Raw genomic sequence first — 12,742 nt, 5'->3', positions numbered from 1 at the left:
GAAAATCCGATAAAAAAAGCATTTCAAAAAGACAGCTTGAAATGCTTAATGATTATTTATTATAAAATACAAAACGTCCCTGGTAAAAATATTCGATTCCCGAATAAATAGTAAAAAACAGACAAACATATAATAATAGCTTGGCAATTGAGAAAGGTAACTGATTTAAACCAAAATCATCCATTAAGAAAAATATAATAGCAAACATTTGGGTAAAGGTTTTAATTTTTCCGGGCATCGCCGCAGCCATCACCTTACCATCATGTTGGGCCAACAAGACCCGAAGCCCTGTTACCAGAAGTTCACGACCCAGTATAATTATACAAATCCAAGCAGGAACTTTCTGCATAGAAACCAAGGCGACAAAGGCGGCCATGACCAACAGCTTATCGGCCATCGGGTCGAAAAAAGCCCCAAATGAAGTTACCAAATGATATTTACGTGCCAAATAGCCGTCCAAATAATCCGTAACCGAAGCTAAGGCAAAAATAATCGCCGCTAAGAAATGAGCTAAGGGAATTTGCTGGGCTATAAAATTTACTGAAATCGCTGGATCAATCAGATAAAGCACGCCAACAAAAACTGGTATTAGAAATAGTCGCAGTAAGGTTAATTGATTCGCAATATTCATCATTACTCACCGCTATAGTTAGGATCATAAACCGCAGGGCCTTGATATCCAGTATTTTCAGCCGCTGTACTTTCCGGGGCCTCAGTCGCTTGGCTAGTCTCATCATTTGGTAGATCGAGCGGAATGGATTCAGCTGGCGTTTCCTGAACATCGTCAGCCAATTGGAAGACGATGGTCTCCTTGATATAATCACTTTTTGCTTCAATTTCCTTACCATTGACGTAGAATTTACCACCTTCAGGATAACCTAAACGAAGTCTAATAGTTTTAGCACCTGGTTGTGGCTTGAAGGTCACTGATTCTCCTTCAGCTACCGGCGTATCCACTTGAATCACATCATCTTGATAAATCCCGACCCAGACAAAGGCATCGGCCTTAACTTCGAATTCATATTCTTCAATTGGATTTTCTAATTGATACAAGGTTTCCTCGGTCGGTTCAGATAGCAGAGTAATTACTTGTTTTCCTACCTTAATTTGGTTTTCTGCCAAACTTTCTTGAGTAGACTCTGTATTTGTTTCTTTTGTTTCTTCTACTTCGACGGTATCAGGTTCAACCACTGATACGATCGCAGACTCCTGTTCTTTTTGACCGGTCTCTACTTTGTCTTTTTGACTAATACTTTGAATGGCAAAAATTAATGTAGCGATAATTAACAAAATAATTGTAATTAACAAAATCATCGGTAAATAAGATAAAACATGTTCCCATTGGCTTTTCTCACCTTGTTGATGGCGCTCCAAGCGAGACGGAATCGCACTTTCTTCAACGAACTCCTCCTCTTCTTCTACCGGATTAATGATCTCTGCTTCATAATCCTCTAGAAGTTGGTTACCGTTTAGGCCAACAATATCCGCATATTGTTTCACAAAAGCTCGGACGTAATATTGACCCGGCAACATATCAAACTGTCCATCCTCGATCGCCTGTAAATATTTTTTTTGAATTTTTGTTTTTTGTTGTAAAGTATTTAAAGTATAGCCTCGTTCGATGCGGGCATCACGTAGTTTGCTTCCTAACTCGCTCATTTATTTACTCCCTTTTACAAATGTATTTATTTTATTATAGCATAAATTAAGCAGTCTGCGAGTATGTCCCGAAACTCTTATCCATAAAAAAATGACTTTGCTAACCCCTTAAATTCATAAGAAGTCGCAAAGTCAACTTTATATATGATTTATTTTGATTTGACATAAGTTCGTCCACCGGCAGCTGGTCCACGTGATTGACCCACAAAACCAACTAGGACAAAAATAGTAATGATATATGGAGCAATTTGCAGTAATACAGATGGAATCTTAGCGATGAATGGAATTTGCGAACCGATGACTGATAAACTTTGGGCAAAGCCGAAGAATATGGCAGCTAACATCGCTCCAATAGGATTCCATTGGCCAAATATCATCGCTGCCATGGCAATAAATCCTTGACCGGCTACAGTCACATGTGAGAAGTTCATCGAAATCGATTGGGCTAAGACGGCTCCCCCTATTCCACCCAGGAAGCCTGATATCATGACCCCATAATATTTCATGCGATAAACATTAATCCCTAAAGTATCGGCAGCTTGCGGATGTTCCCCTACAGATCTTAAACGCAATCCAAAACGGGTTTTATAAATAATAAACCAAGAAATCACTGCGAACAGAATCCCAACATAAGCGGGTAAAGAGGTCTTGGTAAAGAAGATCGGACCAAGAATAGGAATCTTAGCCAAGACAGGAAAGTTGAAATAACCAAATGACTTACTAATAATTTCGGTCTGACCTTTGCCGGAAAAGAACACACGGGTCAAGAAAATACCCAAGGCAGGTGCCACGAGGTTCAAGACGGTCCCAGAAATAATATGGTCTGCTCTTAAATTAACCGTGGCCAAGGCATGAATTAATGAGAAAGCGACCCCTACCAGCCCGGCAGCTAGTAAAGCAAACCATGGAGTCCAAGCACCTAAGGAATCAGCAAAATGTAAATTAAACATAACCGCTGAGAAGGCTCCTATGACCATAATTCCTTCCAAACCTACGTTGACAATCCCACCTCGTTCAGAAAAGACGCCACCCAATGAGGTAAAAATTAAAGGGGCTGAATAAATTAAGGTTGAAGAAACGAGTAAGGCTAATATTTCTAAATTCATTCTGTCTTACCTCCTTGTTTAGCTTTCTTAGACTGATGACGTTCTACAAAGTAACGAATCACATAATTGGCACCGACGAAGAAAATAATAGAAGCGGTCACAATCCCTACAATTTCTTGGGGAACCTTGGCTGAGAAAGACATAAAAGTGGCTCCGGTCTGTAAACCACCAAATAATAGACTCGCTAAGATAATACCGAATGGGTTCAAGGCTCCGAGTAAAGCGACTGCCATACCGTCAAAACCGATCGCTGGGGCAACCCCGTTGGTTAAGAAGATGTTGCGAAATTCGCCTAGGCCGTTCATCACCCCACCCAAACCAGCAAGCGCACCTGAAAGAACCATCGCTAAAATAATATTCTTTTTCGCATTCATCCCCGCATAATTGGCTCCATGTTTGTTGAGCCCGACTGCTTTTAATTCAAAACCAAGGCTTGTGCGTTGAATAAAGACGTAGACAATCACTACCATTATCAATGCGATAAAAATACCACCATGTATTTTTGAGAAATTAGTCAACTCTGAGAGTTTTGGAATTACTAAGGAAGCATTATCACCAATCATCGGGGTAGCATCTGCCTGATCGGTAATCACATTACGAATGATAAAATCAGTGACATAAACCGACACATAGTTCAACATAATCGTCACAATAACTTCACTGGTATTAAAGAAAGCTTTCAAAATTCCCGGAATTGCCGCAAAAAGGGCTCCGGCTAACATACCAGCGATAATCGCCAAAGGCAAAACTAGCCATTTGCTCTGCTCGGGCATCAATAAAGCCACCCAAACAGAGACCAACCAGCCAAATAAAGCTTGCCCAGACAAACCAATATTAAAGAAGCCAGCGGTGTAAGCAATCGAAAAACCCAAACCAGTCAGAATTAAAGGCGTCGCTGCCCGAATCGTTTGACCAATATTAAAGGGATTCCCTACCGCACCTTCCAAAAGGGCTTTATAACCAACAATGGGATCATAATTAAAGCAAATCATCACAATGGCTCCAAAAATTAAGCCAATAACGACGGATAAAATTGAAACCAGCATACCTGACCATTTATTTTGATACATTCTGGACACCTTCCTTTTCCGGATGACTTTGAACCTGGTCCGTTTGTCGCATTTCTTTGACTTCTTCGTATGAGGTTCCTGACATCATTAGACCAATTTCTTGTTCATTCGTCTCAGAGGCTGGAATATCGGCAACAATTTGTCCTTCATACATTACCAGAATTCGATCAGAAACATTTAGAATTTCATCCAACTCAAAACTCATTAAGAGGACGGCTTTGTCCTGATTCCGTTGTTCAATCAGTCTCTTGTGAATAAATTCAATCGCCCCCACGTCTAATCCACGAGTTGGATTAGCAGCAATCAGCAAATTCGGGTTACTATCTAATTCACGAGCAATAATCGCCTTTTGTTGGTTACCACCCGACAAAGACCGAATCGGGCTCTTTTGTGAGCTGGTGCGAACATCAAAATGTTCGATTAATTCTTGCGCATGTTTTTCAATGGCTGAAAATTTAAGGAATCCAGATTGAGAATAATCTTCTTTGAAATAATCTTTAATAATGAAGTTTTCTTCCACACTCATATCTAGAATCAAACCATACCGATGACGGTCTTCTGGAATATGGCCGACACCCATTTCATTAATAGCACGAGGTGATGCTTGAGTAATGTCTACATGTCCTAAATTAATTTGACCTGATTTGACCGGCATTAAGCCATTAAGCGCTAGAATCAATTCAGTCTGTCCGTTGCCGTCAATTCCGGCAATCCCAACCACTTCACCACGACGGACTTGGAAGGACAGATGGTTTACTCGCGGTATCCCCTTTTGATCCTCAACGACCAAATCCTTAACCGCGAGTGCCACTTCTTTAGGCTCAGAGGCTTTCTTCTCTGTTTTAAAGGAAACAACCCGGCCGACCATCATGTTGGCTAAGGTATTGGCATCAGTATCTGCGACCTTTACCGTATCAATGGATTGACCTCGGCGGATGACCGTACAGTAATCAGCTACCTTCTTAATTTCATCTAACTTATGAGTAATAATGATAATAGACTTTCCTTCACGGGCTAATGCCTTTAAAGTTACCATTAAATCATCAATTTCTTGAGGAGTCAGCGAGGCAGTCGGTTCATCAAAAATCAGCATATCAGCTCCCCGATATAAGACTTTCAGAATCTCAACCCGCTGCTGCATACCTACTGATATATTCTCCACCAGCGCTTCTAAGTCAACATTCAATCCATATTGCTTTGATAATTCTTCGACTTTCTTGCGTGCTACTGCTTTATCTAAAAAAATCCCCTGCTGAGGTTCTTGACCAAGAATAATATTTTCTAAAACAGTGAAAGCATCAATTAGCATAAAATGTTGATGAACCATCCCAATACCTAACTGGTAAGCTTTGGTGGGTGAATCAATCACTTCAGCTTGGCCATTCATATAAATTTCCCCACTTGTGGGTTCTAATAATCCTGACAAAATATTCATCAAGGTAGATTTACCTGCACCATTTTCTCCAAGTAATGCATGTATTTCGCCACGATACAACTTTAAAATAATATCTTTATTGGCATAGAAATTTCCAAACTTCTTACTAATTTGGCGCATTTCAATCACAGGGACTGCTTGAGTTTCCATAGCCGCCTCTCCTTCTAAATGAGATAATAATGAAATTAGTACACTTAAAATAATATCATAAAAGCTGAAAGCAAGCACTAGCAATTTCCATCATTAAGCAAAGTTAGGCCAAATACATTGCATTAAAATAATATTAATAATTTTTGATCAATCAAGTTAGAGGAATTATTGCAAATCTCCCCCTAAGATGAATGGCTTGATAAAGCATATAGAATGATCAAAATAAAATATGCTTGCCTAGGTCAACCCTGAAAAAGAAAACCATCAGATCAGCATACTTTACTCACATCAGTCCCTTGAAGCCTCTGGCTTTTAGAAACGTATCCTGTAAAAACTATATACTTTGAGAAAATATAATCTTACTACTACTCAAGGATTGATATTTATGACGAATCCTTTATGATCAAGATTTTGTAAGCGTGATTTAAAAATTGCTTGAAAAAATAAAAGATAAATCTGGGTGAATCGCAAGAATAAAGAAGATCCACGCAGCTTACAAGCACTTAGGTACATACCGCTTTATATCTATCTTGATAATCTTTACTTCTCTAAAATCGAATATTTATTCTTCTATCTGTTAAGAAATTAGACTCAAAGAATGATATTACTAATTAAAACCAATAACATTACTGACAGCACATAGTTTTCAGAAAGTAAAACATGCTTGTCTAGGTCAACCCTGAAAAAGAAAACCATCGGATCAGCATACTTTACTCACATCAGTCCCTTGAAGCCTCTGGCTTTTAGGGACTGAGTCGTAAAGTAAGTCTGTAGCTTATGAAAATAAGCGAAAGACGGTGCCCGATAGTTTGAGTTTTTCATGGGAATGACCTAGACAAGCAGTTATTATCAATCAAGATTATTTTTTGAAACAGCCACATTCAGAATTGAATGCAATCGTAGTAATGTTTCTACTAGGAAGAGAAATCATTGAGATAAACCTGGCGGGGTTTTGATCCATCTGCGGGACCAATATAACCCAGAGCTTCTAGATCATCAATCAGTCTAGCAGCCCGATTATAGCCAATCCGGAACTTCCGTTGAAGTTGAGAGATAGAGACAGTTTCTTGATCTTTAATCAACTCAACAGCGTCCTCAAAGTACTCGTCTTCACTAGCTTCAATCGCATCCATCTTTTCATCAGAAATAATCATTTCTTCATCATATTCTGCTTCACGCTGGTCTTTGATAAAGTTGGTTATGCGCTCGACTTCTGCGTCTGAGATATAGGCCCCTTGAACCCGAATAGGTTTGTTTAATGACATAGGTTGGAAGAGCATATCCCCTTTACCAAGTAGCTTTTCAGCTCCATTCGCATCCAAAATCGTTCGCGAATCGGTACCTGAAGTTACAGCGAAAGCCAAGCGTGAAGGAATATTGGCTTTGATAATTCCAGTAATGACATCGACCGAAGGTCTTTGCGTGGCTATAATCATATGGATCCCCGCTGCTCGTGCCATCTGAGCCAAGCGAATAATCGCATTCTCAACTTCATTTCCAGCCACTAGCATCAAATCGGCTAACTCGTCAATGAAGACGACAATTTTAGGCATCTTGGCATAGCCGGTTCCCTCGGTTTGGTTTAATTTTTCAATATATTCATTATAAGATTCTTGATTACGAACATTGGTTTCGGCAAAACGTTCATATCTGCGTTCCATTTCTTCGACCACCTGATTAAGTGCCTTGGCCGCTTTTCGTGGATTGGTCACCACAGGTGCCAACAAATGCGGAATTTCGTTGTACATGGTTAATTCGACTTTCTTCGGATCCACCATCAGAAATTTGACTTCTTCAGGATAAGCTTTCATTAATAAGGAACAAATGATCACATTCATACCCACTGATTTACCTGAACCTGTCGAACCGGCAATCAATAAGTGAGGCATCTTACTTAAATCAGCCGTAGAAATCGCCCCTGCTACATCACGACCTAAAGGTACTTCCAATAAATTATCGCTAGATAAAGCAGCGTCGACAATCTCGTTGAAAGAAACTGGACTAATTTGGCTATTTGGCACTTCAATCCCAATTAGGGATTTACCAGGAATAGGAGCCTCCATCCGGATATCGCGAGCCGCCAGGGCCAACGCAATATCATCGATTAAGGAAACAATCTTAGAAACTTTGACGCCAATAGCGGGCTCGATTTCATATTTTGTTACCGCCGGTCCCAAATTAGCCTTTACGACTCGGGCATCTACCCCAAAACTTTGGAAAGTTTGCTCTAATTTTTTAATATTTTGATTAATTTTTTGATATTCCTCAGATTGATCGACTGGCGGACGTTGAGTCAAGAGATCCTTGCCCGGAAGCTGATAAGCTTGATCTTTGGTCTTAGCTTTTTTTAGTCCTTTTGTTGTTGTTTGTTGATCCTCAGCTGCTAATTCATTTTCTAATCGATCATCGGTTAGATTCTGCCGTTGATGAGCTTGATCTTGCCAATGACCAGCCTGTTGGAGCAAGCTTTCGTCTGATGGTTCTGGCTTAACATCCATCATATCTGCTTCGCTCTTATTTATAGTGTCTTTCTTTTCAGAGACAAAGACTGATTGTTCATCCGCTTGAGATTGTGTTGAAGATTCAGCAATAGGACTGTCTGATACATTGGCATCTGTATCTGTTGTCGTGTTTTGGCCCACTGACTGTTCAGCCGATAGTTGGTCGAAATAATCAAGATCAAGCACTACGTCACTCATCTGATCAGCATGCCGTTGACGAGCCCAAGGACTCATTTGATCACTAGCCTGGAAGGTTTCAGTCGGATAGGGCTGAGTCTCCTCAAAAGCTGGCTGGTAGGTCTGATCATCTTCCTGATCTGTCTCCACTAGTGAATGATCCATTGACAAGTTGTATTCGCGGTCGATAAAAGATCGCCAACGGTCAAGCAGACTTGAATTATGTTTAGCTGGGCTTGACGCTTGTTTTGGTTCAGTTGTCTCCGCATCAATCACCTGTCGTTCCATCTTTTCCTGGTAAGCTTGTTTATTTTTAACAGAAATCTCACTTACCTTACTTGAGACCTGTTGGAGATTCCCACCAATCTGGCTAAAGAGAATCCGACAAGCTTGATAGACCTCGGTAATCTTAATCCGAGTCAGAATAAATAAACCTAGAAAAAAGACGACAGCAGAAAAAAGATAGGTCCCCCATTGACCAAAAAGGTAGCCAAACGTCTTATAGAATAGTGCTCCAAGCATCCCACCACCTAACGAAATCCGTTGCTGACCCGTTAGAAATTCATTCTTAAAAATATCGAAGGTAAGACTGAGGATATCTTCCGTTAAAGGTTCTTGCCTGGCAAATTCATTGAAATGACTGAGCGTAGATAAAGCAATAAAAACTAAGCCTCCTCCAAGCAAATGGCGCCAGGAAATAACCGGTAATTGCCCTCTTAACATCATCCAGATGCCAGCGAATAATAATACCAATAACAACAAGGGATAATTCTCACCGACAAATAGACGGAAAAAGTTACAATAGATGGTTCCCAAGAAACCCCATTGGAAGAAAGCAATAAAGGTCATAAAACATAAAATCAGACCGATCAAAAAATATTGGATATTGAAATTTTTATAACTATTTTTATTTTGTTTGTTGTTTGAATGAGTTTTCGCCAAAACGCTCTCGCTCCTTACATAAAATCAGTGTTTTAAGCGTACATCCTATTATATCATTAAACTTTTACCATAGCGATAGCTAGACACCAGCTAAAGAGACTCTAAATATTCCTTGATCAGCGAAAGACCCTATTCTAGAAAATTTCGGCAATGACCGGTTGACTTCGAGACAAATCTGAAACAGTTTTCTCTGAAACAATTGCAATCAGACCATTTCTTTTATATAGTAGTAAAGATGAAAAATAATGGAGTGAAGTGAATGAAATTTAATCAAAAGAAGTTACAACTTTTTTTCTTATTGTCTTTTCTGGTATTAACATTATCAGGTTGCGTTTCTTATGATGCTGCTGGTAACCCTAGTGGCTGGGTCTATGAATACCTTGGCCATCCAGCGGCCCTCTTCTTAAACTGGTTAGCTAGTATGTTCGGCAATAATTATGGAATTGCCATTATTATTGTAACGATCTTAACCCGTATTCTGATGTTACCGTCGTCGATGAAGATGACCCGATCAACTATCGAATCCAGTGCACGGATGAAAGTGGCCCAACCTGAACTTGATGAAATTCGTGCTGAACTAGAACTCACTGAAGATCCGAAAGAAAAGCTAGCCCTTAACAGTGAATTAATGGCTGTACAGAAGAAATATGGTATTAATATGTTAGGCGGATTAAGTGGTTGCTTACCGCTACTCTTACAAATGCCTTTTATCTCTGCTATTTATGCTGCGATTAGAACGTCGCCAGAAATTAAGAACTCTGTCTTCTTAGGCTTGAACCTAGGCGAACGATCCTTGTTATTGACGGTCATTGTGGCCTTGATTTATGGTTTACAAGGTTGGTTGGCTTCCAAGACCATGCCACAATCAGCCAATCCTCAAGCGGCTTCTACGTCTAAATCAATGATGCTCGTTAACCCTATTATGTTAGGTTGGATTACCTATGTATCTGCGGCGGGATTGGGAATTTATTTCTTAACCGGTGGACTCTTCGCGATTGTGCAACAGTTATATATGAATCAAGTAGCTCGACCAAAAATTACTGAACAAGTTGAGAAAGAACTTGAGAAATTTAAGAATATGCCACGTAAGCCTCGTAAAAAAGTGGTAAAAACAGTGAATCCAGAAGATAGCGATCGCCTCGTCCCGACCAAAAATCAAGTCCGTAATCAAAGCAAACGCCGCCGAAATGAAGGTAAACAACGGCGTAAATAAGTTAGCTCATAACCTTTAATTTGCATAATTTATCGAAGATCTAAGTGTCTAGGCACTTAGATCTTTTTTTAACCTTTTTTCAGTGAGCACAAGATTATTCCCATCCAGAGATATCATTCAGTAGAATGCTAGCTATTAGTTGATTTAGCCTGATTCATAGATTTCTTACTGACCCCTATTATACCTGTTTAGGAGGATATGATTTATAATCCATGGCAGATTTTTTTATGATGGGTCATCATTCGCATTTAAGTCCTTCATAGATGAATATAGTCAAAATAAAAAAGCTTGCCTAGAAAAACTCCTAGGTAAGCTCTGAATTAGATGGCTTTGAGTTCAGCCATTTGTTTGCTCTTATAAATCTGCCGGGTATCGGTCAGAATTGGTAGTTCAATGTAAAAAATCGAGCCATAGTTTAGCGAAGAATCAACTCGAATTTCGCCACGGTATCCTTCGATTAATTGCTTAGCAATACTTAAACCAAGACCATTGCCACCCTTCTCCCGAGACCGGGCCTTATCAACTCGGTAGAAACGACTAAACACTTGCTCTTTGTCCTCTTCAGACATTCCTTCACCGAAATCTTGGACGGCGATTTCAATTTTATTTAAACTCTGCGAAATAGAAACGTGAATTTCTTTTCGGTTTTGCGAATATTTGACCGCATTATCCAAGAGGATAATCAGTACTTGTTCGAAATGATTTCGGTACATTTGAACATACACTTCTTCTTCACTTTCATCACTATCTAAGAAAAAGTTAAAATCAGGATGCAACATGACAAAATTATTAAAGGTCTGACGGGTTGATCCATAAATATCAGTAATTTCATATTTATAATCGATATTGACATGATCAGCTCGCGACAGATCAAGCATCTCTTGAACCAACTCTTTCATCCGTGTTATTTCTTGCAAGGAAGCTTTAATCGATTCATCGAGAACTTCAGGATCGTCTTTGCCCCAACGACTTAATAGCTTAAGGTGGCCTTCAACGATAGCCACAGGAGTTCTTAATTCATGAGAAACATCTTCGACGAATTGCTTTTGATTGGAAACATACTTATCAATTCGGTCAAGTAACTTATTAATATGGATAATTAAATCGGACCATTCATCATTTGACCGCGGTTGCTTCACACGCATATAAGACAAGCTTTCTTCTTCCACCAAGTCTAAAGAATTATTTAAGTAATGCAAAGGTTTCAAGAACAAATGACTTAGCAAGAATGATAATAGTAAAGTAAAAATCATCATGATTCCCATCGAAAAGATTAGGAAATTATCAAGCTTCACTTTCAATTTGTCATAAGACGAGATGTTGACTATATATTGAATGATGCCCATAGCCTGATTGTTGGCTCCCACACCTACTTTATTTGAAGTAATCAACAGTGAACCACTGGGGGAATCCACGAGCTTGATTTTATTATCAAAATCTCCCGTCGAAATTCCTAAGGTATCCGTTTCATAGACTAATTGATTCCGTTGATTAAAGAGACGGATCATCGTCCCGTCTCGTTCAATGACATCAATCGTCCGCATCAATTCACTTTGATTGTAATCATTTATCTTTTCTTCGAGTAAGCGAACTGTGGCATCACTTTTTGCCTGATAGGTCTCCATATAAATGTTTTTTTGATAGTCTAAGGTTAAATTGCGATAGGCCCCTAAGATGATACACCCAAAAATTGAGAAGACAATAAAGAGAATAATCCCCCATTTCCAACGAAGAGATAGGGGATGCTTCAAATGGTTTTTGACAAATTCTTTCATGTGCGCATAACGTAGCCCGTGCCACGGACTGTTTGAATATAAGATTCTTTACCAGGCACATCAATCTTATTTCGGATGTATCGAATGTAGACATCGACCACGTTGGTTTCTACATCCGATTTATAACCCCAAACTTGATCTAAGAGAACGTCACGGGATAGCACCATGTTTACATTCTCCATTAAATATAACAAGAGTTCAAATTCACGCTTGGTTAAGTTAATAATCTCATCACCACGTTTAACAATACGGCTGGCTTTCTCAACCACAAGGTCACGATATTTAACCGTTGGTTGATGGCTAGCTTTTTGATCATCTTCATGGTTAATTCGCCGGAATAGCGCTCTTAAGCGAGCCAGCAATTCTTCAATCGCGAATGGTTTAACAATATAATCATCAGCCCCTTGATCCAAGCCAGACACCCGATCAATGACTGAATCACGCGCGGTCATAATAATAATCGGAGTATCTTTAATCGGTCGAATCCGACGGGTAACTTCAAGACCATTTAATTCAGGCAACATTAAATCAAGCAGAATAACGTCCCAATCTTCATTCAAGGCTGTCTCCAACCCAGTACGGCCATCATAGCAAATTGCTGTTTGATAACCTTCGTGTTTCAATTCTAATTCTACAAAGCGGGCTAGATTTTTTTCGTCCTCAATAATAAGGACTTTAATATTATTTTCCTCAGTCACCGCTATCCTCCTCATC

General features: G+C 39.5%; 9 protein-coding genes. 1 reads left to right on the top strand and 8 read right to left on the bottom strand.

Features of this window, described 5'->3' with window-relative positions; translation table 11 throughout:
• Positions 1–52 precede the first annotated feature (52 nt).
• From pgsA to M0R79_RS04175, 6 genes are all read right to left on the bottom strand, one after another.
• Positions 53–631, bottom strand: coding sequence for a CDP-diacylglycerol--glycerol-3-phosphate 3-phosphatidyltransferase (pgsA, locus tag M0R79_RS04200; protein WP_248417193.1), 579 nt, complete (start codon positions 629–631; stop codon positions 53–55).
• 2 nt (positions 632–633) lie between these two features.
• Positions 634–1,659 (bottom strand): helix-turn-helix domain-containing protein, encoded by a 1,026-nt coding sequence (locus M0R79_RS04195; RefSeq protein WP_248416292.1) that lies wholly within the window; start codon positions 1,657–1,659, stop codon positions 634–636.
• A 149-nt stretch (positions 1,660–1,808) separates the two neighbouring features.
• Positions 1,809–2,765 (bottom strand): ABC transporter permease, encoded by a 957-nt coding sequence (locus M0R79_RS04190; RefSeq protein WP_092570045.1) that lies wholly within the window; start codon positions 2,763–2,765, stop codon positions 1,809–1,811.
• The gene (locus M0R79_RS04185; protein WP_248416294.1) at positions 2,762–3,835 is read right to left on the bottom strand and encodes an ABC transporter permease; all 1,074 of its coding nucleotides are present in this window, start codon (positions 3,833–3,835) and stop codon (positions 2,762–2,764) included. The genes M0R79_RS04190 and M0R79_RS04185 overlap by 4 nt, the downstream gene beginning before the upstream one ends.
• Complete coding sequence (locus M0R79_RS04180) at positions 3,822–5,420, bottom strand: ABC transporter ATP-binding protein (protein ID WP_310795418.1); 1,599 nt, start codon at positions 5,418–5,420, stop codon at positions 3,822–3,824. The genes M0R79_RS04185 and M0R79_RS04180 overlap by 14 nt, the downstream gene beginning before the upstream one ends.
• 914 nt (positions 5,421–6,334) lie before the next feature.
• Positions 6,335–9,040, bottom strand: coding sequence for an FtsK/SpoIIIE family DNA translocase (locus tag M0R79_RS04175; RefSeq protein WP_375163570.1), 2,706 nt, complete (start codon positions 9,038–9,040; stop codon positions 6,335–6,337).
• A gap of 259 nt (positions 9,041–9,299) precedes the next feature.
• Between M0R79_RS04175 and yidC the strand changes: the two genes are divergently transcribed.
• Entirely contained in the window at positions 9,300–10,253 is a 954-nt protein-coding gene (yidC, locus tag M0R79_RS04170) for a membrane protein insertase YidC (protein WP_248416295.1), read from the top strand.
• A 320-nt stretch (positions 10,254–10,573) separates the two neighbouring features.
• Here yidC and M0R79_RS04165 read toward each other — a convergent pair whose 3' ends face one another.
• Both M0R79_RS04165 and M0R79_RS04160 read right to left on the bottom strand, forming a co-directional pair.
• Positions 10,574–12,028 carry a sensor histidine kinase gene (locus M0R79_RS04165; protein WP_248416297.1) on the bottom strand — a complete coding sequence of 485 codons (1,455 nt, stop codon included), beginning with the start codon at positions 12,026–12,028 and terminating at the stop codon, positions 10,574–10,576.
• Positions 12,025–12,708, bottom strand: a complete 684-nt coding sequence (locus M0R79_RS04160) for a response regulator transcription factor (RefSeq protein WP_428831974.1) — start codon at positions 12,706–12,708, stop codon at positions 12,025–12,027. The genes M0R79_RS04165 and M0R79_RS04160 overlap by 4 nt, the downstream gene beginning before the upstream one ends.
• Between the last annotated feature and the right edge of the window lie 34 nt (positions 12,709–12,742).

It is taken from the genome of Ignavigranum ruoffiae (assembly GCF_023195815.2).
In the GTDB taxonomy this organism is placed as follows: domain Bacteria; phylum Bacillota; class Bacilli; order Lactobacillales; family Aerococcaceae; genus Ignavigranum; species Ignavigranum ruoffiae.
The sequence above is the reverse complement of the archived record's forward strand: the minus strand, read 5'-3'. Positions and strand labels throughout refer to the sequence as shown.

Excerpts from the sequence above, each read along its gene's own strand:
- M0R79_RS04190 (WP_092570045.1), bottom strand. The coding sequence starts at position 2,765 with ATGAATTTAGAAATATTAGCCTTACTCGTTTCTTCAACCTTAATTTAT.
- pgsA (WP_248417193.1), bottom strand. The coding sequence starts at position 631 with ATGAATATTGCGAATCAATTAACCTTACTGCGACTATTTCTAATACCA.
- M0R79_RS04165 (WP_248416297.1), bottom strand. The coding sequence starts at position 12,028 with ATGAAAGAATTTGTCAAAAACCATTTGAAGCATCCCCTATCTCTTCGT.
- yidC (WP_248416295.1), top strand. The coding sequence starts at position 9,300 with ATGAAATTTAATCAAAAGAAGTTACAACTTTTTTTCTTATTGTCTTTT.
- M0R79_RS04185 (WP_248416294.1), bottom strand. The coding sequence starts at position 3,835 with ATGTATCAAAATAAATGGTCAGGTATGCTGGTTTCAATTTTATCCGTC.
- M0R79_RS04195 (WP_248416292.1), bottom strand. The coding sequence starts at position 1,659 with ATGAGCGAGTTAGGAAGCAAACTACGTGATGCCCGCATCGAACGAGGC.
- M0R79_RS04180 (WP_310795418.1), bottom strand. The coding sequence starts at position 5,420 with ATGGAAACTCAAGCAGTCCCTGTGATTGAAATGCGCCAAATTAGTAAG.